This window comes from Enterobacter sp. H2G27 (assembly GCF_054403075.1).
In genome coordinates, this window is the sequence record NZ_JBSVSI010000001.1 from 3705210 (window position 1) to 3728432 (window position 23223).

General features: G+C 56.7%; 20 protein-coding genes and 1 other RNA gene. 12 read left to right on the forward strand and 9 right to left on the reverse strand.

The window, feature by feature from the left end:
- The 7 genes from tdcD to garL all read right to left on the reverse strand — a co-directional run bounded on the left by tdcD (position 1) and on the right by garL (position 7398).
- Positions 1-1209 carry a propionate kinase gene (tdcD, locus tag ACW9E7_RS17595; RefSeq protein ID WP_458728402.1) on the reverse strand — a complete coding sequence of 403 codons (1209 nt, stop codon included), beginning with the start codon at positions 1207-1209 and terminating at the stop codon, positions 1-3.
- Between the two features lie 30 nt (positions 1210-1239).
- Entirely contained in the window at positions 1240-2571 is a 1332-nt protein-coding gene (tdcC, locus tag ACW9E7_RS17600; RefSeq protein WP_143345576.1) for a threonine/serine transporter TdcC, read from the reverse strand.
- Positions 2572-2580: 9 nt separating this feature from the next.
- Positions 2581-3570 carry a bifunctional threonine ammonia-lyase/L-serine ammonia-lyase TdcB gene (gene tdcB, locus ACW9E7_RS17605; RefSeq protein WP_133295183.1) on the reverse strand — a complete coding sequence of 330 codons (990 nt, stop codon included), beginning with the start codon at positions 3568-3570 and terminating at the stop codon, positions 2581-2583.
- Between the two features lie 101 nt (positions 3571-3671).
- Complete coding sequence (gene tdcA / locus ACW9E7_RS17610) at positions 3672-4592, reverse strand: transcriptional regulator TdcA (RefSeq protein ID WP_008501504.1); 921 nt, start codon at positions 4590-4592, stop codon at positions 3672-3674.
- Between the two features lie 687 nt (positions 4593-5279).
- Positions 5280-5656: RNase P RNA component class A (gene rnpB / locus ACW9E7_RS17615), an RNA gene on the reverse strand.
- 59 nt (positions 5657-5715) lie between these two features.
- Complete coding sequence (garR, locus tag ACW9E7_RS17620) at positions 5716-6606, reverse strand: 2-hydroxy-3-oxopropionate reductase (protein WP_127732385.1); 891 nt, start codon at positions 6604-6606, stop codon at positions 5716-5718.
- A 21-nt stretch (positions 6607-6627) separates the two neighbouring features.
- Complete coding sequence (gene garL / locus ACW9E7_RS17625; protein WP_458728162.1) at positions 6628-7398, reverse strand: 2-dehydro-3-deoxyglucarate aldolase; 771 nt, start codon at positions 7396-7398, stop codon at positions 6628-6630.
- 374 nt (positions 7399-7772) lie between these two features.
- Here garL and garD point away from each other — a divergent pair, with 374 nt between their 5' ends.
- Positions 7773-9344 (forward strand): galactarate dehydratase, encoded by a 1572-nt coding sequence (gene garD, locus ACW9E7_RS17630; RefSeq protein WP_458728163.1) that lies wholly within the window; start codon positions 7773-7775, stop codon positions 9342-9344.
- A gap of 72 nt (positions 9345-9416) precedes the next feature.
- Here the strand turns inward: garD and ACW9E7_RS17635 are convergent, their stop codons facing one another.
- Entirely contained in the window at positions 9417-10220 is an 804-nt protein-coding gene (locus ACW9E7_RS17635; protein WP_133295187.1) for a DeoR family transcriptional regulator, read from the reverse strand.
- Between the two features lie 251 nt (positions 10221-10471).
- On the opposite strand from ACW9E7_RS17635, the gene kbaZ reads away from it, so the two are divergent.
- The 9 genes from kbaZ (at position 10472) to ACW9E7_RS17680 (ending at position 19690) form a co-directional block, all read left to right on the forward strand.
- On the forward strand, positions 10472-11767 hold the full coding sequence (kbaZ, locus tag ACW9E7_RS17640) for a tagatose-bisphosphate aldolase subunit KbaZ (RefSeq protein ID WP_458728164.1): 1296 nt from the start codon (positions 10472-10474) through the stop codon (positions 11765-11767).
- Between the two features lie 20 nt (positions 11768-11787).
- A complete protein-coding gene (gene agaV, locus ACW9E7_RS17645) occupies positions 11788-12261 on the forward strand; it encodes a PTS N-acetylgalactosamine transporter subunit IIB (protein ID WP_458728165.1) in 474 nt (157 codons plus the stop codon).
- 10 nt (positions 12262-12271) lie between these two features.
- Positions 12272-13051, forward strand: a complete 780-nt coding sequence (gene agaW / locus ACW9E7_RS17650; RefSeq protein WP_023309308.1) for a PTS N-acetylgalactosamine transporter subunit IIC — start codon at positions 12272-12274, stop codon at positions 13049-13051.
- Positions 13041-13919, forward strand: coding sequence for a PTS N-acetylgalactosamine transporter subunit IID (gene agaE / locus ACW9E7_RS17655; protein WP_458728166.1), 879 nt, complete (start codon positions 13041-13043; stop codon positions 13917-13919). The genes agaW and agaE overlap by 11 nt, the downstream gene beginning before the upstream one ends.
- A 16-nt stretch (positions 13920-13935) precedes the next feature.
- Complete coding sequence (gene agaF, locus ACW9E7_RS17660; RefSeq protein WP_045355421.1) at positions 13936-14370, forward strand: PTS galactosamine/N-acetylgalactosamine transporter subunit IIA; 435 nt, start codon at positions 13936-13938, stop codon at positions 14368-14370.
- The gene (nagA, locus tag ACW9E7_RS17665; protein WP_458728167.1) at positions 14367-15500 is read left to right on the forward strand and encodes an N-acetylglucosamine-6-phosphate deacetylase; all 1134 of its coding nucleotides are present in this window, start codon (positions 14367-14369) and stop codon (positions 15498-15500) included. The genes agaF and nagA overlap by 4 nt, the downstream gene beginning before the upstream one ends.
- A 246-nt stretch (positions 15501-15746) precedes the next feature.
- Positions 15747-16895, forward strand: a complete 1149-nt coding sequence (locus ACW9E7_RS17670) for an SIS domain-containing protein (protein ID WP_133295189.1) — start codon at positions 15747-15749, stop codon at positions 16893-16895.
- A 12-nt stretch (positions 16896-16907) separates the two neighbouring features.
- Positions 16908-17780, forward strand: coding sequence for a tagatose-bisphosphate aldolase subunit KbaY (gene kbaY / locus ACW9E7_RS17675; RefSeq protein WP_023309313.1), 873 nt, complete (start codon positions 16908-16910; stop codon positions 17778-17780).
- 20 nt (positions 17781-17800) lie between these two features.
- On the forward strand, positions 17801-19690 hold the full coding sequence (locus tag ACW9E7_RS17680; RefSeq protein WP_458728168.1) for an alpha-galactosidase: 1890 nt from the start codon (positions 17801-17803) through the stop codon (positions 19688-19690).
- A gap of 67 nt (positions 19691-19757) precedes the next feature.
- Here the strand turns inward: ACW9E7_RS17680 and rsmI are convergent, their stop codons facing one another.
- A complete protein-coding gene (gene rsmI / locus ACW9E7_RS17685) occupies positions 19758-20621 on the reverse strand; it encodes a 16S rRNA (cytidine(1402)-2'-O)-methyltransferase (protein WP_133295191.1) in 864 nt (287 codons plus the stop codon).
- Positions 20622-20683: 62 nt separating this feature from the next.
- Here rsmI and ACW9E7_RS17690 point away from each other — a divergent pair, with 62 nt between their 5' ends.
- Entirely contained in the window at positions 20684-22861 is a 2178-nt protein-coding gene (locus ACW9E7_RS17690; RefSeq protein WP_458728169.1) for a penicillin-binding protein activator, read from the forward strand.
- A complete protein-coding gene (locus tag ACW9E7_RS17695; protein ID WP_111964949.1) occupies positions 22819-23214 on the forward strand; it encodes a YraN family protein in 396 nt (131 codons plus the stop codon). Before ACW9E7_RS17690 ends, ACW9E7_RS17695 begins: the two co-directional genes overlap by 43 nt.
- The last annotated feature ends 9 nt before the right edge of the window (positions 23215-23223 follow it).

Consider the following 23223-nt stretch of genomic DNA (forward strand, 5'->3'; position numbering starts at 1 on the left):
TCAGGCGTAAGCCGCGGCCGGGGTAACCTTCCCAAGACGGAGGGCGTCCAGCGCGATCATTTTTTCTTCGTTGGTAGGGATAACCGCGCAGGCCACGCGGGACGATTCGGTGGAGATCACGCGCTCACCCGCGCTGCCCGGCAGGGCATTTTTAGCGTCGTCGAGGTTGATGCCGAAGACTTTCAGATGTTCCACCACCAGCGCGCGGACAAGCTTCGAATTTTCGCCAATGCCGCCGGTAAAGACCACACCATCCAGGCGGTGCAGCGACGCCGCGTGCCCGGCGATATGTCGCGCAATGCGGTGAACAAAGGTGTGTATTGCCAGCTGCGCCCGCTCATTGCCTTCGTGCCAGGCTTTCTCCAGCGCGCGTAAATCGGAGGAGATGCCGGAGATCCCAAGCAACCCCGACTCTTTATTGACCACGCGCTCCAGATCCTCTAACGACTGGCCGGTCTGCTGGGCAATCCACGCCATCGCACCGAAGTCCACGTCGCCGCAGCGCGTCCCCATTACCAGCCCTTCCAGCGGCGTCATCCCCATCGAGGTGTCGACGCTTTCACCGTTGCGCACCGCGCAGATGGATGCCCCGTTGCCGAGATGGGCAATCACCAGGCCGCTGTCATCGGGGGACAGCCCGAGAAGCGTATGCGCCTGCGCGGCCACGTAGCGGTGAGATGTGCCGTGGAAGCCGTAGCGGCGCACGCCCAGCGCTTCAAAATAGCGGTACGGCAATCCGTACAGATACGCCTGCGGCGGCAACGTCTGGTGGAAGCTGGTATCAAATACCGCCACCTGCTGCACGCCCGGGAACAGGCGCTCTGCGGCTTCCACGCCGCTCAGGTTGGCGTAGTTATGCAGCGGCGCCAGCGGGGAGACCTGGCGGATCTGCTCAATCACCTCTTCCGTGATCAGGGTCGACTCGCTGAAAAGATTGCCCCCGTGAGCAATGCGATGGCCAATTAAGGCCACGCTGCTCATCAGGTTACGCTTCTCCAGCTCCAGGGCGATGGCAGCCAGCGCCCCTTCGTAGTCCTGGTGAGCCAGTCTGGCCGGCTCACCCCCGTTCACGGAAATAATGGCCTTCTCGGTGTTGATCCCGTCTGCGATGCCCGTCATCAGGGCAGCGCAGCTGCTGGCGTCGAGCACCGAAAACTTAACAGAGGACGATCCGCAGTTAATAACCAGTACAACCGGAAACTCAATCATCATGTGACTCCGCTCTTCCTGAGCAATGGGTTAGAACAGTTTGTAAACGATATTCAGAATGGTCAGCAGGCCGACCGCGGTAACGAAGACGTTCTCGGTACGCCCTTTGTATTTCGCCAGCGCCGGTGCCTTGCGGATGGCATACATCGGCAGCAGGCACAGCAGAGAGGCGATGATTGGTGCGCCCATGGCTTCAATAAGGTCGAGAATGTTCGGGTTGGCGTAGGCCACAACCCAGGTGGAGCCCATAATGAACACCATGCTGATGGTGTTCAGTTTGCCAACAGAGACTTTCTTCTTGTCGCCCTTGTAGCCGAACTTGAGTATCAGACCATTCAGACCTTCCAGCGTGCCCAGATAGTGCCCGAAGAAGGATTTGAAGATAGCAACCAGCGCGATGATGGAGGCACCGTATTCCAGCACCGTCGCGAACGTCGATTTTGTTCCGGACATTGACGCAAAGTGGTTCGCCAGGTAAGAGAGCACCGGAATGTTCTGTGCCTTGGCGTCAGCCATGTTCTGCGGAGAGAGCGTAAACAGGCAGCTAAAGGCGAAGAACATCACCACAGCCACCATCAGCAGGCTGGCGCGACCGATGATTTTGGAACATTTCTGCTCGGTGAACTCTTTTCCGAAATCAGGCTCGTACTCTTCGCGCTTGGAGACCACGAAAGAGGAGACGATAGGCGAGAAGTTGAAGGAGAAGACCATGATGGAGATACCCAGCCACACGGTGACCAGAATGCCGTCATGGCCGGTGAAGGCGATATCACTCAGGTTGACCTGGTCAATCACCGCCGAGTTCCAGTAAGGGATCAGCGACAGGGAAATCAGCACCAGGCTGGCAATAAACGGGAACACCAGGAAGCTCATTACCTTCACCATCAGGTCTTTACCAAACCAGATAACAAAGGCCATCATCAGCAGCAGGAACAGCGCCACCACGCCGCGGTTCAACGCAGGCAGCTGGAGCTGGTTTTCCCAGAAGGTCATAAAGGTGTTGGTAATGGTGACACCGTAAATCCACAGTAGCGGGCAAATGGCGAAGAAGTAGAGGAACGTGATCACCACCCCACCGGTTTTACCGAAATGCTCTTCTACCGTTTCGGTGATGTTGCCGGAGACATTGCTGCCGGACAGGCAGAGGCGCGCCAGCGCGCGGTGACAGTAAAACGCTATCGGGAACGCGAGAACCAGCATCAGCAAGATAGGGATTAATCCGCCAAAGCCCGCGCGGATGGGGAAGAACAGCACGCCTGCGCCAATGGCGGTACCAAACAGGCCAAGCGTCCAGGTGGTATCAGACTTACGCCAGGAGGACGTTTTTGTCTGGCCAACGATAATGCTTTCTGTGTTGCTCATAGGTCACCTTTATGCGTCAACGAAGCCGGTAATTTGGGAAACACGGGAGAGATCGATATTGCCGCCGGAAATAATGCAGACGGTTTTACGACCCTGAATATAGTGATCAAGCTTGCCGCTTAATAACGCGGCGCAGGCCAGCGCGCCGGCACCTTCCGTCACCACTTTATTTCGCTGAATAAGCGCGATCATGCTGTCGCGAATGTTGTCTTCGCTCACCAGCACAATGTCATCGACCAGTTCACGAACGATCTCAAAGGTTAATTTCCCCGGGCGAGAGACGTCGCAGCCGTCGGCTAACGTGCCGGTAACGCGATGGTTGGTTATTTCTCCGGCATGCCAGGAGGCCGCCATTCCGTGCACGTTTTCAGACTGTACGCCGATGATATTAATGGTGGGATTGATGGATTTAATTGCCGTTGCAATCCCGGCAATGAGTCCACCGCCGCCGATAGGCACAATGACGTTATCCACGTCATATAAATCTTCAAGAATTTCCAGACCGATGGTGCCCTGCCCGGCGATGACTTTTGCATCGTCGTAAGGGGGAATAAAAATACGCCCTTCCATCTCGACGATTTCGCTGACTTTGGCGATGGTGTCGTTGAAGTTCTCGCCGTGCAGCACGACTTCCGCCGAGTAGTCGCGCGTCGCGGCCACTTTAGACTTCGGCGCCCCCATCGGCATCACCACTTTGCCGTCGATGCCAAGCATGGCGCAGGAGAGAGACACCCCCTGCGCGTGGTTCCCCGCGGAGCAGGCGACAACGCCTTTGCGTTTTTCAGCGTCGGTCAGTGAGCTTAATTTGTTAAACGCGCCGCGGATCTTAAACGAGCCGGTACGCTGCATGTTCTCGAACTTCAGGAATATTTCGCCCTTACAGCGTTCGCTGAGATAATTCGAGCGCGGCATACCGGTTTTATATATTTTTCCTGCCAGTCGTTTTCTGGCGTCCTGAATATCTTCAATGGTTACAGGGAGATCGTAGGTAATATGCATAATATCCTCGTTATAATAATTAATTCTTTTTCAGGCAAAGTCAGGGGGTCAGCGCGTTAACACGTTAACGCACTGGGTGTTTTAAAATAGATACTAATTATTCATCGTCGTCTTTCGATATTCATCGACGAATACTGTTTTGCCAGCTCAACTAATACTGACGCCGATTTTTTAATCCTGTAATTTTTAGACCACACGGCGGCATAACGCGCCACGGGTAATTCATCTTCCACGGGCAGCACAATAAACTGGTCGGAACCGAATGGCGCAATCATGTCGCGGGGAATCACCGTCAGATAATCGGCATTCAGGACAAGGTTATAAATGGTGACGACCGAATCGGTCTGGACGATGTTTTCGATGCTGATGTGGTTGTCTTGCAGGGTGGTCAGAAGTTCTTTGTAGTAGCCCATATCGGTTTGCGGCATCACCCACTGCTCGTGCGTGAGCGATGCCAGTGTCGTCGGGCCGGTGCACGTTCGCGTTTTACTGGCGACCAGCACAAATTCAGACTCAAACAGCGGTTCGACGTGCAAATCCTGAAGCAACATTTCATCGCTCAGGGTGCCAATAGCGAAATCCAGACGACCGTCGCGAATGGCCGGAAGGAAAGATGAGAGCTGGGCTTCATACATCGAGACGCGTGCTTTCGGGAACACTTCCTTGAATTTTTTGATCATCTCAGACAGGAAGGTAAAGCCGATCAGCGACGGGTAGCCAAAGGAGACGTCCATAACGGTGCTGAAGCTCAGGCTGTTAATTTCACTCACCATGTTTTTCATTTCGCGGGTGATCGACTCTGAGTACGAGAGCAGAACCTGGCCCGCGGCAGTGAGTTTTACGCCTGTGTTTTTACGCACCATCACTTCCACGCCGAAGTAGGACTCAATATCGCTGATGATTTTGCTGACTGCAGGTTGCGTCAGGCCCAGCTGCCTTGCTGCAGAACCTATGGAGCCACTTTTAATGACTTCCTGAAATACCACGAGGTGCTGTGTTTTCGGTAGAATAATAGTGTTCATAATATTCTGCGCTTATTTCCCTATGACGGGGTGAATTCTACTCAATAATGTTTAAAGGGGTATGTGCTGTTACTCACAATTTGCTTTCCCGGCCCTTTATCCCACACACCAAAAACAAAATAAAATCGTTATATTTCATTAACATATAACGATATAAATATGCCACTACGCTGACATTGATCAATAAAAATAGCGGTAATAAATTAATTTTATGGCGATAACCCGGATAAATTTTACCGTCCGGAAAAAATCAATAAAGACGATATTTCAGGCAATTAAAGGACAATAAATAACCGCTATTTGTTTGAAACATTCTTTCAATTTATCAATTTTTTCTAACGCGAATTTTCAGGCTTGCGGAAAAGAGTGGAATACGTCACATATTCACGGGATAAATGTATTTAATTTCAATATATGCATATCAAACAAGAAAAATTTTGCGATCATTAAGATAACAATATTAACAAATTACCAATACTGTAAATCTTCTGTTTTTTAGCGTGAAATTTTGTGATGACGATCGTCAACAGATGCAGGAGCGATACTGAAGGAGCAAAAACAGTGAAATGTGCTTAATGTCGCAAATATGAGAATTGATGTCGTTTGTTCGGGTGCCGGGCGGCGCAGCGCTTACCCGACCAGCAACATTCAGAAAGCAAAAACCCCGCCGAAGCGGGGTTTTTTAAGAAGTGAAACTGACCGATAAGCCGGGTTCTGTCGTGGACAGTCATTCATCTAGGCCAGCAATCGCTCACTGGCTCAAGCAGCCTACCCGGGTTCAGTACGGGCCGTACCATGTGAACCCCTATTTGGCCTTGCTCCGGGTGGAGTTTACCGTGCCACGGACTGTTACCAGCCGCGCGGTGCGCTCTTACCGCACCCTTTCACCCTTACCTGATCCCGCTTGCGCGGGCCATCGGCGGTTTGCTCTCTGTTGCACTGGTCGTGGGTTTCCCCCCCAGGCGTTACCTGGCACCCTGCCCTATGGAGCCCGGACTTTCCTCCCCTCCGCCCGTCTCCCCCGAAAGGGACGACGACGAAGCGGCGACTGTCTGGTCAGCTTCGGCGCGCAGTATAGAGGGTTTGCACGCCGCTGTCACCCTCAGGTATGGGAAAGCCGTGATTAACGCGCCACTTCCACCTTCGCCAGTTTTTCGTAATAGCATGCAATCGCGCTGTGATCTGCCGTGCCCAGGCCATCGGCACGCAGCGCCTGCATCATCTCCATAACTGCTGCGGTCAGCGGCAGCTGTGCGCCCACGCCGTGTGACGTATCCAGCGCGTTCGCCAGATCTTTGATATGCAGGTCGATGCGGAAACCGGGTTTGAAATTACGCTCCATGACCATCGGCGCTTTGGCATCCAGCACGGTGCTACCCGCCAGACCGCCGCGAATAGCCTGGTAGACCAAGTCCGGATTGACGCCCGCTTTGGTTGCCAGCGTCAGCGCTTCAGACATGGCGGCAATGTTGAGTGCCACAATCACCTGGTTTGCCAGCTTGGTCACGTTACCCGCCCCAATCTCTCCGGTGTGTACCACGGAGCCCGCCATCGCTTTCATCAGGTCGTAGTATCTATCGAAAACGGCTTTATCACCGCCGACCATCACCGACAACGTGCCGTCGATCGCTTTCGGCTCACCGCCGCTGACCGGCGCATCCAGCATATTGACGCCCTTTGCCTTTAGCGCCTCGCTGATTTCACGGCTTGCAAGCGGTGCGATAGAGCTCATATCGATAAGCACCAGGCCAGGCTTCGCGCCGTCGATAATGCCGTTTTCACCCAGCGCAACCTCTTTGACATGCGGGGAGTTAGGCAGCATGGTGATGATGACATCGCACTGCTCGGCAATGGCTTTCGCGGTGGTGGCGGCTTCTGCGCCAGCCGCTATCACCTCAGCCACGGCCTGTGGATTATGATCGGAGACCACCAGCGAGTAACCTGCTTTGATGAGGTTCTTACTCATTGGTTTACCCATGATCCCCAGGCCAATAAAACCCACTTTCAGCGTCATAATCTGTTTCCTCAATGATGGTTATTTTTTAAAAGCGTCCGCTAATTTCTGCGTGGCCGAGCGGAATACGCCGAGGTCGCTGCCGACGGCAACAAACGTGGCTCCCCACTCCAGATAGCGACGGGCGTCAGCCTCAACCGGTGCCAGAATGCCGCACGGTTTGCCGTGTGCTTTAGCGCGGGCAAAAATGTGCTGGATCGCGCGCTGCACGTCAGGGTGGCTGGCATTACCCAGATGGCCAAAGGCGGCAGCCAGATCGCTTGGGCCAACGAAGATACCGTCCACGCCGTTGGTGCCTGCAATCGCATCGACGTTATCAACGCCCTGCTGGCTCTCAATCTGAACCAGAATGGTGATGTTGCTGTTGGACTGCGCGAAGTAGTCCGGCACGGTGCCAAACATATTGGCGCGATGCGAAACGGAAACGCCGCGGATCCCTTCTGGCGGATAGCGCGTAGAGGCTACGGCCAGTGCCGCTTGTTCTTCCGTCTCCACAAACGGGATCAGGAAGTTATAGAAGCCGATATCCAGCAGGCGCTTGATAATCACCGGCTCGTTGGTGGGGACACGCACTACAGGGGCGCTGTGGCTGCCTTTAAGCGCCATCAGCTGCGGAATAAAGGTGCTGATATCGTTCGGCGCATGTTCGCCGTCCAGCACCAGCCAGTCGAAACCAGCCAGGCCCAGCACTTCGGTGCTGATAGGATTTGCCAGCGCGGACCAGCAGCCAATCTGAATCTGGTGCGCCGCAAGAGCCGCTTTAAATTTATTCGGGAAGATATCGTTATTCATCGTATTTACCTTTTTAATTCCGCAGCCTTTTTCAGCATCATTTTATTTATTCAGACACCGCGCCAGCATGATATTTATTATTCTGCCGTATTCTGGCGTGATAAAAACGTCATTCAGTATAAGGCGCAATCCGCGACCGCACATTGTTTTAATGCTCAGGTATTACGGTATATTTTGATAAAAATTTTTGCATATGCACAAAGCACTGGGCGCTAATGCACAGAATCAAGGATTACGGGTTCTGAAGCGATCGCGATCACATTTTAATATCTCCTATGCTGACATGCTTTATTTCTGAAAGCCGCGTATTTATTTCTACCATTTGAAAATTGGCTGAATTTATTATCAGACACTTTGCTGGAGAATACTGAACAATGGCCGACATTGAAATTCGACAGGCATCGCCGACGGCGTTTTATATAAAAGTCCACGACACCGATAATGTGGCGATTATTGTCAACGACAATGGCTTAAAAGCGGGCACCCGCTTCCCGGACGGGCTGGAACTGATTGAGCATATTCCGCAGGGACATAAAGTCGCCCTGGTGGATATCCCTGTTAACAGCGAAATCATACGTTACGGTGAAGTCATCGGCTATGCCGTTCGTTCGATACCTCAGGGAAGCTGGGTGGAGGAGTCGCTGGTGGCGCTGCCGGAAGCACCACCGCTGAATACGCTGCCCCTGGCAACCCGCGTGCCGGAGCCGCTTCCTCCGCTGGAAGGCTATACCTTTGAAGGCTACCGCAACGCGGACGGCAGCGTCGGCACTAAAAATCTGCTCGGCATTACCACCAGCGTGCACTGCGTGGCGGGCGTAGTGGACTACGTGGTGAAAATCATCGAACGCGATCTGCTGCCGAAATACCCGAACGTCGACGGCGTGGTGGGCCTGAACCACCTCTACGGCTGCGGCGTGGCGATTAACGCCCCTGCTGCCGTGGTGCCTATCCGGACTATCCACAATATCGCCCTGAACCCCAACTTTGGCGGCGAGGTGATGGTCATCGGTCTGGGGTGTGAAAAATTGCAGCCAGAACGCCTGCTGCAGGGGACCGAGGATGTCAAAGCCATCCCGGCAGACGAGGCCAGCATCGTGCGCCTGCAGGACGAACGTCACGTTGGTTTCCGCTCAATGGTCGACGATATTTTGCAGGTTGCAGAACGCCATCTGGACAAGCTCAACCGCCGCCAGCGCGAAACGTGTCCGGCGTCGGAGCTGGTGGTCGGAACCCAGTGCGGCGGCAGCGATGCCTTCTCCGGCGTGACGGCTAACCCGGCGGTGGGCTATGCGTCCGATCTGCTTGTTCGCTGCGGCGCCACGGTGATGTTCTCCGAGGTGACCGAAGTGCGTGACGCCATCCATCTGCTGACGCCGCGCGCCGTTAATGAAGAGGTCGGCAAGCGTCTGCTTGAGGAGATGGCCTGGTACGATAGCTATCTCGATATGGGCAAAACCGACCGCAGCGCCAACCCGTCTCCAGGCAACAAGAAAGGCGGCCTGGCAAACGTGGTGGAAAAAGCCCTTGGTTCGATTGCCAAATCCGGGCAGAGCGCGATTGTGGAAGTGCTCTCTCCGGGCCAGCGCCCGACGAAACGCGGCCTGATTTACGCGGCAACGCCGGCCAGCGATTTCGTTTGCGGCACGCAGCAGGTCGCGTCCGGCATTACGGTGCAGGTCTTTACCACCGGGCGCGGCACGCCGTACGGCCTGATGGCGGTACCGGTGATCAAGATGGCGACACGCACCGAGCTGGCAAACCGCTGGTATGACTTAATGGATATCAACGCGGGCACTATCGCCACCGGGGAAGAGAGCATTGAGGACGTGGGCTGGAAACTGTTCCACTTCATTCTGGATGTCGCCAGCGGGCGGAAGAAAACCTTCTCGGATCAATGGGGATTACATAATCAGCTGGCGGTGTTCAACCCGGCACCGGTGACGTGATTCATATTCCCAACCGCACCGAACGGTCCCCTCTCCCCTATGGGGAGAGGGTTAGGAAGAGGGGAAGGCCCCTTAAACCAGCACCACCTCAATCCCGCTTTTTCGGAGCCCTTCCAGACTCTCCGCCGGAATGCCTTCATCGACAATAATCATATCAATCCTTTGCGTATCAATGATTTTATGCAGACTTGAGCGGTTAAATTTGCTGGAGTCCGTGACAACGATAATACGCTCCGCCACCTCGCACATTTTGCGGTTAAGGCGGGCTTCGTCTTCGTTATGCGTACTTACGCCGCGGTCGAGATCGATGGCGTCAACGCCGAGGAACAGCAGGTCAAAATGGTAATTCTGTAGCGACTGTTCTGCCTGGTCACCGTAGAAGGATTGCGACTGACGGCGCAGGTGCCCGCCGGTCATCAGCAATTCCACCCCTTCCGCTTCCAGCAACGCATTCGCCACGTTCATCCCGTTGGTCATCGCAATCACGTCCGTGTGCTGGCGCAGCATGCGGGCGATTTCATACGTCGTGGTGCCGGAGTCCAGAATAATACGGTGCCCGGGTTTGACCAGCGCGGCAGCGGCCTGCGCGATACTGCGCTTCACCGCCGTATTCAGCGAGCTTTTATCCTCCACGGAAGGCTCAGCGCCCGGTACATTGCCTTCGCAAATCAAAGCCCCGCCGTAAGCGCGAACGGCAATACCCTGCTTCTCCAGAAACGCCAGGTCGTTGCGGATCGTCACCGTCGATACGCCGTACAGATGAGACAGATCGTTAACCTGCACGCTTCCCTGCGCCCGCAACCGCTGAATGATCTGCTCTCGCCTTTCACTGGTGCCGGTGATGCGCTTTTCCGCGGATGAATCGGTGCTGCTCATACGAGCTCCTTAATAAATAGTCTTTCGTTTCATTTCGTTTTGCCTATTAAGGCCTTTCTTTTTTGGGAATGCAAGTCCCGCCTTACGTACAGACGCAAGCCAACACTGCGCTGAAACCTTTCATTATGTTTCTTTTGTGAAACAGATCGGAAAACTATTATCTTTCGTTTTATTTTTATATCACCATGATGCAGGATTAAATGAAACAAAACGAAAGACAAGTGTCATTGCCATCCGAAATGGAGAGGAAAGTGAAACATCTGACAGAAATGGTGGAACAACATAAACGAGGGAATTCGAACGGGATCTATGCCGTCTGCTCCGCACATCCGCTGGTACTTGAAGCTGCAATTCGTTACGCGCATTCGCATCAGACGCCGCTGCTGATCGAGGCGACCTCCAACCAGGTGGATCAATTTGGCGGCTATACCGGCATGACGCCTGCGGATTTTCACGCGTTTGTCTGCCGGCTGGCCGAGTCGCTCGGTTTTCCGACATCACAGCTGATACTCGGCGGCGATCATCTGGGCCCTAACCGCTGGCAAAATCTCCCTGCGGAACAGGCGATGGCAAATGCCGACGATCTGATCAAAAGCTATGTTTCCGCCGGATTCAAAAAGATCCACCTGGACTGCAGCATGTCCTGCGAGGACGACCCGGTTCCCCTGACCGACGCGATCGTCGCCGGACGCGCCGCACGCCTGGCGAAGATTGCCGAAGCGACCTGTCGCGAGCAGTTTGGTGAATCCGATCTGGTCTACGTTATCGGCACGGAAGTGCCGGTTCCCGGTGGCGCGCACGAGACGCTCACCGAACTTGCCGTCACCACGCCGGACGCGGCCCGCGCCACGCTTGAAGCGCACCGCCACGCGTTCGAAAAGGAAGGCTTAAGCGACATCTGGCCGCGCATTATTGGCCTGGTGGTCCAGCCTGGCGTGGAGTTCGACCACGCGCACGTCTGCGACTATCAGCCGCAGAAGGCCGTGGCCCTGAGCAAAATGGTTGAAGCCTACGATACGCTGGTGTTTGAAGCGCATTCCACCGACTACCAGACGCCGCAGGCGCTGCGCCAGCTGGTTAACGATCACTTTGCCATTCTGAAAGTTGGCCCCGCCCTGACCTTCGCCCTGCGCGAGGCGCTGTTCTCGCTGGCCGCCATTGAAGAGGAGCTGCTGCCGGCAAAAGCCAGCTCCGGCCTGCGTCACGTGCTGGAAAACGTCATGCTCGACCGCCCGGAATACTGGCAAAGCCATTACCACGGTGACGGCAACGCGCGTCGCCTGGCGCGCGGCTACAGCTACTCAGACCGCGTGCGCTACTACTGGCCGGACAGCCAAATTGACGACGCCTTTGCACGGCTGGTGCGTAACCTGGCAGACGAGCCTGTTCCTCTGCCGCTGATCAGCCAGTACCTGCCGCTGCAGTACAGCAAAGTTCGCGAGGGCGCTCTCAAGTCAACGCCACGGGAACTCATCATCGACCACATTCAGGACATACTCCAGCAGTACCACGCCGCCTGCGAAGGCGTAACGACTCAAAACGCATAATTAAAAAAGAGGAAAACGCTATGCCAAACATTGTTTTATGCCGCATCGACGAACGCCTGATCCACGGTCAGGTGGGCGTGCAGTGGGTGGGGTTTGCGGGGGCAAACCTGGTGCTGGTCGCTAACGATGAGGTCGCTGAGGATCCGGTTCAACAGAACCTGATGGAAATGGTGCTCGCAGAAGGGATCGCCGTGCGCTTCTGGTCGCTGCAAAAGGTGATCGACAACATTCACCGCGCCGCTGACCGCCAGAAAATCCTGCTGGTCTGCAAATCACCCGCCGATTTTCTGAAGCTGGTCGAGGGCGGCGTGCCCATCACCCGTATCAACGTCGGAAACATGCACTACGCCAGTGGCAAACAACAAATTGCCAAAACGGTCTCTGTCGACGCGAACGATATTGACGCGTTCAACGGCCTGAAAGCGGCCGGTGTGGAATGCTTCGTTCAGGGCGTTACAACAGAAACTGCTTTGGATCTCTTTAAACTGCTCTGAGGGATTCACAATGGAAATCAGTCTGTTGCAGGCGCTGGGGTTGGGCATACTCGCCTTTATCGCCGGTCTGGATATGTTTAACGGGTTAACGCACATGCACCGCCCGGTGGTGCTCGGGCCGCTGGTCGGCCTGATTCTGGGCGATCTGCACACCGGCATCTTGACCGGCGGTACGTTAGAGCTGGTCTGGATGGGGCTGGCCCCGCTCGCCGGTGCCCAGCCGCCTAACGTCATTATCGGCACCATCGTGGGGACCGCGTTTGCCATCAGCACCGGCGTGAAGCCAGAAGTCGCGGTTGGCGTCGCCGTGCCGTTTGCCGTTGCGGTACAGATGGGGATTACGTTCCTCTTCTCGGTGATGTCCGGCGTCATGTCGCGCTGCGATCGCATGGCGGCCAATGCAGACACCAACGGAATTGAACGGGTTAACTATCTTGCGCTGCTGGCGCTCGGCATCTTCTATTTTCTGTGCGCGTTCCTGCCAATCTACTTCGGTGCGGAACATGCGAAAACCGCCATTGACGTTCTGCCAGCGCGTCTGATTGACGGCCTCGGCGTCGCGGGCGGCATCATGCCAGCCATCGGCTTCGCCGTGCTGCTGAAGATCATGATGAAAAACGTCTACATCCCTTACTTCATTATCGGTTTTGTCGCCGCTGCCTGGCTCAAGCTTCCGGTGCTGGCAATTGCGGCGGCCGCGCTGGCGATGGCGCTGATCGACCTGATGCGTAAATCACCTGAACCGACGGCTCCCGCCGCTCAGAAAGAGGAATTCGAAGATGGCATCTAACCACACCACCCTGCCGGGCGTGTCTGAAAGCGAAGAGACGCTGCTGACCGGCGTGAATGAAAACGTCTACGAAGACCAGAACATCGGTGCCGAGCTGACGAAAAAGGATATCAACCGCGTGGCCTGGCGTTCTATGCTGCTGCAGGCCTCGTTTAACTACGAACGTATGCAGGCCTCCGGCTGGCTGTACGGGCTGCTGCCCGCGTTGAAAAAGATCCACACCAACAAGCGGGACCTGGCGCGGGCGATGAAAGGCCATATGGGCTTCTTTAACACCCACCCGTTCCTGGTGACCTTTGTTATCGGCATCATTCTGGCGATGGAGCGCTCCAAGCAGGATGTGAACAGCATCCAGAGCACCAAAATTGCCGTCGGCGCGCCGCTTGGCGGTATTGGCGACGCCATGTTCTGGCTGACCCTGCTGCCCATCTGCGGCGGTATTGGTGCCAGCCTGGCGCTGCAGGGTTCGATTCTGGGCGCGGTGGTCTTTATCGTGCTGTTTAACGTGGTACACCTCGGCCTGCGCTTTGGCCTGGCGCACTACGCTTACCGGATGGGCGTCGCGGCCATTCCGCTGATTAAAGCCAACACCAAAAAGGTCGGCCACGCGGCGTCTATCGTCGGGATGACGGTGATCGGCGCGCTGGTGGCAACCTACGTCCGCCTCAATACCACGCTCGAAATCAAGGCGGGTGATGCGGTCGTCAAACTGCAGGCCGACGTCATCGACAAGCTGATGCCCGCGTTCCTGCCGCTGGTCTACACCCTGACCATGTTCTGGCTGGTACGCCGCGGCTGGAGCCCGCTGCGGCTGATCGGTATCACCGTGCTGCTGGGCATTGTCGGTAAATTCTGTCACTTCCTGTAAAAGCAAAGAGGTTGCGATGTTAGGCATTATTTTGACGGGTCACGGCGGTTTTGCCAGCGGACTTGAGCAGGCGATGAAGCAGATCCTGGGCGAACAGCCGCAGTTTATTGCCATCGATTTTCCGGAAACCTCCACCACCGCGCGGCTGACCGCTCAGCTTGAGCAGGCAGTGAGTGAACTCGATGCAGAGCACGATATTGTGTTTCTCACCGACCTGCTCGGCGGCACGCCGTTTCGCGTGGCATCGACGCTCGCCATGCAACGGCCGGGCAGTGAAGTCATCACCGGCACCAACCTGCAGCTGCTGCTGGAGATGGTGCTGGAGCGCGACGGATTAAGCAGCGAGGCGTTTCGTCTGCAGGCGCTGGAGTGCGGGCACCGCGGCCTGACGAGCCTGGTCGACGAGCTGGGGCGCTGTCGCGAGGAAGCTCCGGCTGAGGAAGGGATATGAGCCAGCTGCTGCGCGCGCGACGGATCCTTACCGAACAGGGCTGGCTGGACGACCACCAGCTACGCATTGAAAGCGGCGCGGTTGCGGCGATTGAACCCATCCCGGCGGGCGTTACGGCGCGCGATGCGGAGCTGCTTTGCCCGGCGTATATCGATACGCACGTCCACGGCGGCGCGGGCGTGGACGTCATGGATGATGCGCCTGACGTGCTGGACACTCTGGCGATGCATAAAGCGCGTGAAGGCGTGGGCGCATTTCTGCCCACCACCGTGACCGCGCCGATGGAAGCCATCCACAGCGCACTGATGCGTATCGCCCGGCGCAATCAGTCCGGCGGACCCGGCGCGCAGATCCTGGGCAGTTATCTGGAAGGACCGTACTTTACGCCCCAGAACAAAGGGGCGCATCCGCCCGAGCTATTCCGGGAACTGGATATCGCCGAGCTGGACAGATTGATTGACGTTTCACAGAGCACGCTACGCGTGGTGGCGCTCGCGCCGGAAAAACCCGGCGCGCTGCAGGCGATTCATCATCTTAAACAGCGCGGTATCCGCGTCATGCTGGGCCACAGCGCTGCTACGTACCGGCAAACTCTCGCCGCGTTTGATGCGGGTGCCGACGGGCTGGTGCACTGCTACAACGGTATGACGGGTTTGCACCACAGAGAGCCCGGCATGGTCGGCGCAGGGCTGACGGACAAACGGGCGTGGCTGGAGCTGATTGCCGACGGCCACCACGTCCATCCGGGAGCGATGCGTTTATGCTGCTGCTGCGCTCAGGATCGCGTGGTGCTGATTACCGATGCCATGCAGGCGGCAGGTATGCCGGACGGTCGGTATACCCTGTGCGGTGAAGAGGTCACGATGCAAAACGGCGTGGTTCGAACCGGCTCCGGCGGGCTGGCGGGCAGCACGCTGTCGCTGGATGCCGCGGTCAGGAATATGGTGGAGTACGCGGGCGTCACCGCCGAAGACGCTATCCATATGGCCTCGCTGCACCCTGCCCGGCTGCTGGGCGTTGACGATCAGCTTGGATCCTTAGCCCCGGGCAAACGCGCCAATATTATTGCGTTGGACGGAGGTTTACACCTCCAGCGGATCTGGATTCAGGGCCAGGCTCTCCCCCTTTAGCCCTTTCATTGTGTCTCCTTTTGGCTTTACGGCCTGAAACCGTAAGGCCTTTCTTTTCCTTTCCTTAAATTTTCCCTTTCCTTTCACGATCACACTTTTCGTTTTATTTCTTTTCTTTCATTGAAGTTTCGATTTCTTTTCTATAGATTTTATTTAACTGCTTAAGTGAACAAGTGAAACGAAACGAAAGATAGCGACACGATTGCCAGCGTCTGATGTGGAATTCACACGACTAAGGACTGAGTTATGCAACAAACCACTACCGCCACCACAACCGGCACCTGGACCGAGGAAGAGATCCGCCAGCAGCCTGCCAGCTGGATCCGCTCGCTCAACAACATCGATAACCTGCGTGCTTCGATCGACAGTTTCCTGACGCCGCTGCTGCGCAAGCGCGATCTGCGGATCGTCCTGACCGGCGCGGGCACGTCCGCCTTTATCGGCGATATCATTGCGCCATGGCTTTCAAGCCACACCGGGAAAAACTTCACCGCCGTCCCGACAACCGATCTGGTCACGAACCCGATGGACTACTTCAGCCCTGGGCACCCGCTGCTGCTGGTTTCGTTTGCCCGCTCCGGCAACAGTCCGGAAAGCGTCGCGGCCGTTGAGCTGGCAAACCAGTTCGTGCCGGAGTGCTATCACCTGTCCATTACCTGCAACGAGGCGGGGAGCCTGTACCAGAACGCCGTCGACAGCGATAACGCCTTTGCCCTGCTGATGCCTGCCGAAACGCACGATCGCGGGTTCGCGATGACCAGCAGCATCACCACCATGATGGCGAGCTGTCTGGCCGTGTTCGCCCCGGAAACGATCAATACCCACACCTTCGGCGACGTCGCCGATCGCTGTCAGGCGATCCTCGCCTCGCTCGGGGATTTCAGCCACGGCGTCTTTGGCAGCGAACCGTGGAAACGGATCGTGTATCTGGGAAGCGGCGGCCTGCAGGGCGCGGCGCGCGAATCGGCGCTGAAGGTGCTGGAGCTGACGGCGGGCAAGCTGGCGGCATTTTACGACTCCCCTACGGGCTTCCGTCACGGGCCGAAGTCGCTGGTAGACAATGAAACGCTGGTGGTGGTGTTCATCTCCAGCCATCCATATACGCGTCAGTACGATCTGGATCTGCTGGCCGAGCTGCGCCGCGATCGCCAGGCCCTGCGCGTCGTCGCCATCGCCGCTGAAAACGATCCGGTCATTGAAGCGGGTCCGCACATTCTGCTGCCGCCTTCACGTCCGTTTATCGATATGGAACAGGCGTTCTGCTTCCTGATGTATGCCCAGGTCTTTGCGCTCACCCAGTCGCTTAGCGCAGGCATTACGCCCGATACGCCATCGGCCAGCGGGACGGTCAACCGCGTGGTGCAGGGCGTCGTTATTCATCCGTGGCAGGCTTAAGAGGATCTGATTATGAGTATTATCTCGACGAAATATCTTCTGCAGGACGCGCAGGCAAAAGGCTACGCCGTTCCGGCGTTCAACATCCACAACGCGGAGACGATCCAGGCGATCCTCGAAGCGTGCAGCGAAATGCGATCGCCGGTGATCCTAGCGGGCACGCCGGGCACCTTTAAGCATATTGCGCTGGAAGAGATCTACGCCCTGTGCAGCGCCTACTCCCACACCTACGACATGCCGCTGGCGCTGCACCTCGATCACCACGAATCACTGGACGATATTCGCCGCAAGGTCAACGCGGGCGTGCGCAGCGCGATGATCGACGGCAGCCACTACCCGTTTGAACAAAACGTGAAGCTGGTGAAGTCGGTGGTCGATTTCTGCCACCTCAACGACTGCAGCGTCGAGGCCGAGCTGGGCCGTCTGGGCGGCATGGAAGATGACATGAGCGTGGACGCGGAAAGCGCATTCCTCACCGATCCGCAGGAGGCGAAACGCTTCGTCGAACTGACCGGCGTAGACAGCCTCGCCGTCGCCATCGGCACCGCCCACGGCCTGTATACCAAGCGCCCGAAAATCGACTTCCAGCGGCTGGCAGAAATCCGCGAAGTGGTCACCGTGCCGCTGGTGCTGCACGGCGCGAGCGATGTGCCGGATGAGTTTGTTCGCCGCACCATCGAGCTGGGCGTGTGCAAAGTCAACGTGGCGACCGAGCTGAAAATTGCTTTCTCTGACGCGGTTAAGGCCTGGTTTGCCGAAAACCCGCAGGGCAACGATCCGCGCTTCTATATGCGGGTCGGCATGGACGCCATGAAAGAGGTGGTCAGAAGCAAGATCGCCGTTTGCGGATCGGCAAACCGATTGCTGCTTCCGGCAGAAGCCTGATTAAAAAGGAGCTTACGCTGATGAAAAAAATCCTCGCACTCTCAGTGCTGGCCATGTGCGTTTCCCATAGCGCGGTGGCCGCGAACTACGCGCTCGGTAACGACAATATTGCTCTGTCATTTGATGATGCAAACTCAACGATAGTGGTTAAGGACACCAGGGCTAACCATCCGCTCACGCCGCAGGAGCTGTTCTTTCTGACGCTGCCGGACGAGACGAAAATCCACACCGCTGATTTTAAAATCAAGCATGTCGAAAAGCAGGACAGCGGCTTGGTCATCGATTTCACCCATCCGGACTTTAACGTAACGGTGAAGCTGAACCTGGTGAAGGGGAAATACGCCAGCATCGACTACACCGTTGCCGCCGTTGGTCAGCCGCGAGACGTGGCAAAAATTACCTTCTTCCCGACCAAAAAGCAGGCTCAGGCACCTTACGTAGACGGGGCGATTAACAGCTCGCCGATCGTCGCAGACTCGTTCTTCATTCTGCCGGACAAGCCCATCGTTAACACTTACGCCTATGAAGCGACAACCAATCTCAACGTAGAGCTGAAAACGCCGATTCAGCCAGAGTCGCCGGTCAGCTTTACCACCTGGTTCGGCACCTTCCCGGAGACCAGCCAGCTGCGCCGCAGCGTAAACCAGTTTATTGATGCCGTCCGCCCGCGTCCGTATAAGCCTTATTTACACTACAACAGCTGGATGGATATCGGCTTCTTTACCCCGTACTCCGAGCAGGACGTGCTGGGGCGGATGGATGAATGGAATAAGGAATTTATCACCGGGCGCGGCGTGGCGCTGGATGCGTTCCTGCTTGACGATGGCTGGGATGACCTGACCGGACGCTGGCTGTTTGGCCCGGCATTCAGCAACGGTTTTAGCAAAGTTCGGGAAAAAGCCGACAGCATGCACAGCTCCGTTGGACTGTGGCTCTCGCCGTGGGGTGGATATAACAAACCGCGCGACACTCGCGTCTCGCATGCAAAAGAGTACGGTTTCGAAACGGTAGACGGGAAGCTGGCGCTGTCAGGCCCAAACTATTTTAAAAACTTCAATGAGCAGATCGTTAAGCTAATTAAAAACGAGCACATTACCTCGTTCAAGCTGGACGGGATGGGTAATGCCAATTCGCATATTAAGGGCAGCCCGTTCGCCTCGGATTTTGACGCCTCTATCGCTCTGCTGCACAACATGCGCAGCGCCAACCCGAATCTGTTTATTAACCTGACGACAGGTACCAACGCCAGCCCGTCCTGGCTGTTCTACGCTGATTCCATCTGGCGCCAGGGCGATGACATCAACCTGTACGGTCCCGGCACGCCGGTGCAGCAGTGGATGACCTACCGCGATGCGGAAACGTACCGCTCCATTGTTCGCAAAGGGCCGCTGTTCCCGTTGAACTCGCTGATGTACCACGGGATCGTTAGCGCGGAAAACGCCTATTACGGGCTGGAGAAGGTGCAAACGGACAGCGACTTTGCCGACCAGGTCTGGAGCTACTTCGCCACCGGAACCCAGCTGCAGGAGCTGTATATCACCCCTTCAATGCTGAATAAGGCGAAGTGGGACACCCTGGCGCGGGCCGCGAAGTGGTCGCGGGAAAACGCCGGCGTGCTGATGGATACCCACTGGATTGGTGGCGATCCAACCGCGCTGCAGGTTTACGGCTGGGCATCCTGGAGCAAGGACAAAGCGATTCTCGGCTTGCGTAACCCGTCGGATAAGCCGCAAAGCTACTACCTGGATTTAACAAAAGATTTTGAAATCCCGACAGGAAACGCGGCGCAGTTTCGTCTGAAAGCGGTGTACGGCAGTAATTCAACCGTACCGGAGGAGTATAAAAACGCGGTGGTGATTACGCTGCAGCCGCTGGAAACGCTGGTGTTTGAGGCGGTACCAGTTAGCTAAAAGACGCATAACGATCTGCAGGCCGGGTTAGGCGCAGCCGCCACCCGGCAAAACAGGCGGCAGGGGCTTACTCCCCCTGCTGCTCCAGCGCATGCTTATACAGCGCATTTTTCTTCACGCCGTGAATTTCCGCCGCCAGCGCAGCGGCCTTCTTCAGCGGCAGTTCCGCCTGCAGCAGCGCCAGCGTGCGCAGCGCGTCGGCTGGTAGCGCGTCTTCCTGCGCCTTATGCCCTTCGACAATCAGCACCATTTCGCCCTTGCGGCGGTTTTCGTCTTCCTTCACCCACGCCAGCAGTTCACCCACTGGGGCGCCGTGAATGGTTTCCCAGGTTTTGGTCAGCTCGCGCGCCAGCACCACGTAGCGGCCTTCCCCCCAGACGGTCACCATATCTTCCAGGCTCTCCAGCAGGCGGTGCGTGGATTCGTAGAAAATCAGGGTGCGCGGTTCCGCTTCCAGGTCTTTTAAGACGTCGCGGCGGCCTTTGGATTTGGCAGGCAGGAAGCCTTCATAGCAGAAACGGTCAGACGGCAGACCTGCAGCGCTTAATGCAGCAATCGCGGCGCACGGGCCGGGCAGCGGCACAACGCGAATACCGGCTTCGCGACAGGTACGCACCAGGTGATAGCCGGGATCGTTGATCAGCGGCGTACCGGCGTCGGAGACCAGAGCAATGTTCTGCCCCTCTTTCAGCTTCGCCACCAGCGTTTCGGCTTTTTGTTGCTCATTGTGATCGTGCAGAGCAAACAAACGGGCGTTAATCGCGAAATGTTGCAGCAGCAGGCCGGTGTGGCGGGTATCTTCAGCAGCAATTAAATCAACAGCTTGCAGTACGGTGAGCGCACGTTGGGTAATATCAGACAAATTCCCGATAGGAGTAGGTACAATATAAAGCTGGCCTTGAGAATTATCTGCCGTTTCGTGTTGTTTCATTGTTTCGTCCGTATTGCCGATTTAATATTGAGCATTGCGTAAAAAAAATCACTGGATACAGTATGGTACCGTTAACGTTTCTTCGAAAAAAAGCCACGCGCAGCGTGCCGCTTCTGCTGGCAGCCCTGATCTTTGCAGGCTGTGGCACCCAGGCACCTGACCAGAGCACCGCCCATCTTCAGGGTTCTGCTCAGGCTGATTCTGGCTTTTATCTGCAGCAAATGTCGCAGAGTTCAAATGATACCAAGACCAACTGGCAATTACTCGCCATTCGTGCACTGCTGAAAGAGGGTAAAACCCAGCGGGCTGCCGAACTGTTTAACCAGTTGCCGAAAGATCTTAACGACGCCCAGCATCGCGAGCAGAGCCTGCTCTCTGCCGAGCTGAAGGTCGCGCTGAAAGATTACGCCGCCGCGAAGAAGATCCTCGGGGACATTGACGTGAGCGCGCTGGATAAAAACCAGCAGGCTCGCTTCTGGCAGGCGGGCATTACCGCTGAGCAGGGGCGCCCTTCCCTGACGCTGCTCCGCGCCCTCATCGCGCAAGAGCCGCTGCTCGGCGGTGCCGAAAAGCAGAAAAATATTGATGCCACCTGGCAAGCGCTGGCTTCGATGACGCAGGAACAGGCGCAGGCTCTGGTCATCAACGCCGATGAAAACGTTCTTCAGGGCTGGCTGGATCTGCAGCAGATGTGGTTTAACAACCGCAGCGATCCAAAGATGCTGAAAGCCGGTATTACGGACTGGCAGACACGCTACCCGCAAAACCCGGGTGCGAAAATGCTGCCAACCCAGCTGGTGAACGTACAGAACTTTAAGCCAGCGTCCACCAGCAAAATCGCCCTGCTTCTGCCGCTCAACGGCCAGGCGGCGGTGTTTGGCCGTACCATTCAGCAGGGCTTTGAAGCAGCGAAAAACGGTACTACGTCGGTAACCGGCAGCGCAGTTCCCGCTCAGGCAGCCCAGGCGGCTAACGTGAGTGATGTTGTCAGCCCATCCGCCGCCGAGACCAGCGACCTGACCACAGCGCAAGCTCCGGCGCAGGGCACGATGCAAAACCCGGTGACGGCCCCGACGACGCCTCAGGCTACAGCTGCACCGGCTACAACAACACCAGCTACGGCAGCACCTGCGACCCAGGCTCCGGCCGAGACCCAAGCGGCACCAGCACCTGACGCAACGGCAGAACAGCCTCAGCAGCAGACTGCACAACCCGCGGCCCAGCCTGCCGATCAGCCGCAGGCCGTAGCAACCACCAGCGCCAACCCGGGCGCTGAGGTGAAAATTTACGACACCAGCTCGCAGCCGCTTGACCAGGTTCTGGCTCAGGTTCAACAGGACGGGGCGAGCATCGTTGTCGGTCCGCTGCTGAAAAACAACGTGGAAGAGCTGATGAAGAGCAATACCACGCTGAACGTGCTGGCGCTCAACCAGCCTGAGCAGGTTCAGAACCGGGCCAATATCTGCTACTTCGCGCTTTCCCCTGAAGATGAAGCCCGCGATGCGGCGCGTCATATTCACGAGCAGGGTAAGCAGGCTCCGCTGCTGCTCATCCCACGCAGCGCGCTGGGCGATCGCGTGGCCAATGCCTTTGCCGATGAGTGGCAGAAGCTGGGCGGCGGCGTCGTGCTGCAGCAGAAATTCGGCTCCGTCTCTGAACTGCGTGCGGGCGTAAACGGTGGAGCGGGTATCGCGCTTAACGGCAGTCCTGTCACCGCGAGCCTGCCGCAGCAACAGGGCGTGACGATTGGCGGCCTGACGATCCCGGCCCCGCCTACCGACGCGCAGATTAGCGGTGGCGGTAAAGTGGATGCGGCCTATATCGTTGCCACGCCGCAGGAGATCGCCTTTATCAAACCGATGATCGCGATGCGTAACGGCAGCCAGAGCGGCGCAACGCTCTACGCCAGCTCACGCAGCGCGCAGGGCACCGCCGGCCCGGATTTCCGTCTGGAAATGGACGGTCTGCAGTACAGCGAAATCCCGATGCTGGCTGGCAGCAATCCGGCGCTGATGCAGCAGGCGCTGAGTGCCGTACGTAACGATTATTCTCTGGCGCGTCTGTATGCGATGGGTGTCGATGCATGGGCGCTGGCGAACCACTTTACCCAGATGCGCCAGGTGCCGGGCTTTGAGCTTAACGGCAATACCGGCGATCTGACCGCCACCCAGGACTGCGTGATCAACAGGAAGTTATCATGGCTCAAATACCAGCAGGGGCAGATCGTCCCGGCCAGTTAAGCCGAAAAGAGACCGGCGATGCGTGGGAGTTAAAGGCACGTCGCTGGCTTGAAGGCAAAGGACTGCGTTTCATCGCCGCTAACGTCCGCGGGCGCGGCGGCGAAATCGACCTGATCATGAAAGACGGTCAGGTCACCGTGTTTGTAGAAGTCCGCTTTCGACAGTCCTCTCGTTTTGGCGGTGCTGCCGCCAGCGTGACGCTCGCCAAACAACATAAATTATTACAGACTGCCCACTTGTGGCTTGCCCGCCATAATGGGAGTTTTGATACTGTGGATTGCCGGTTCGATGTGATAGCCTTCACCGGAAATGAGATCGAATGGCTTAAAAACGCTTTTGGCGAAGACGCATAATTAAGATTT

What these genes read in the sequence shown, in the direction of transcription:
- tdcD (WP_458728402.1), bottom strand. Translation starts at nt 1,209, where the DNA reads ATGATTGAGTTTCCGGTTGTACTGGTTATTAACTGCGGATCGTCCTCT.
- tdcC (WP_143345576.1), bottom strand. Translation starts at nt 2,571, where the DNA reads ATGAGCAACACAGAAAGCATTATCGTTGGCCAGACAAAAACGTCCTCC.
- tdcB (WP_133295183.1), bottom strand. Translation starts at nt 3,570, where the DNA reads ATGCATATTACCTACGATCTCCCTGTAACCATTGAAGATATTCAGGAC.
- tdcA (WP_008501504.1), bottom strand. Translation starts at nt 4,592, where the DNA reads ATGAACACTATTATTCTACCGAAAACACAGCACCTCGTGGTATTTCAG.
- garR (WP_127732385.1), bottom strand. Translation starts at nt 6,606, where the DNA reads ATGACGCTGAAAGTGGGTTTTATTGGCCTGGGGATCATGGGTAAACCA.
- garL (WP_458728162.1), bottom strand. Translation starts at nt 7,398, where the DNA reads ATGAATAACGATATCTTCCCGAATAAATTTAAAGCGGCTCTTGCGGCG.
- garD (WP_458728163.1), top strand. Translation starts at nt 7,773, where the DNA reads ATGGCCGACATTGAAATTCGACAGGCATCGCCGACGGCGTTTTATATA.
- ACW9E7_RS17635 (WP_133295187.1), bottom strand. Translation starts at nt 10,220, where the DNA reads ATGAGCAGCACCGATTCATCCGCGGAAAAGCGCATCACCGGCACCAGT.
- agaV (WP_458728165.1), top strand. Translation starts at nt 11,788, where the DNA reads ATGCCAAACATTGTTTTATGCCGCATCGACGAACGCCTGATCCACGGT.
- agaW (WP_023309308.1), top strand. Translation starts at nt 12,272, where the DNA reads ATGGAAATCAGTCTGTTGCAGGCGCTGGGGTTGGGCATACTCGCCTTT.
- agaE (WP_458728166.1), top strand. Translation starts at nt 13,041, where the DNA reads ATGGCATCTAACCACACCACCCTGCCGGGCGTGTCTGAAAGCGAAGAG.
- agaF (WP_045355421.1), top strand. Translation starts at nt 13,936, where the DNA reads ATGTTAGGCATTATTTTGACGGGTCACGGCGGTTTTGCCAGCGGACTT.
- nagA (WP_458728167.1), top strand. Translation starts at nt 14,367, where the DNA reads ATGAGCCAGCTGCTGCGCGCGCGACGGATCCTTACCGAACAGGGCTGG.
- ACW9E7_RS17670 (WP_133295189.1), top strand. Translation starts at nt 15,747, where the DNA reads ATGCAACAAACCACTACCGCCACCACAACCGGCACCTGGACCGAGGAA.
- kbaY (WP_023309313.1), top strand. Translation starts at nt 16,908, where the DNA reads ATGAGTATTATCTCGACGAAATATCTTCTGCAGGACGCGCAGGCAAAA.
- ACW9E7_RS17680 (WP_458728168.1), top strand. Translation starts at nt 17,801, where the DNA reads ATGAAAAAAATCCTCGCACTCTCAGTGCTGGCCATGTGCGTTTCCCAT.
- rsmI (WP_133295191.1), bottom strand. Translation starts at nt 20,621, where the DNA reads ATGAAACAACACGAAACGGCAGATAATTCTCAAGGCCAGCTTTATATT.
- ACW9E7_RS17690 (WP_458728169.1), top strand. Translation starts at nt 20,684, where the DNA reads ATGGTACCGTTAACGTTTCTTCGAAAAAAAGCCACGCGCAGCGTGCCG.
- ACW9E7_RS17695 (WP_111964949.1), top strand. Translation starts at nt 22,819, where the DNA reads ATGGCTCAAATACCAGCAGGGGCAGATCGTCCCGGCCAGTTAAGCCGA.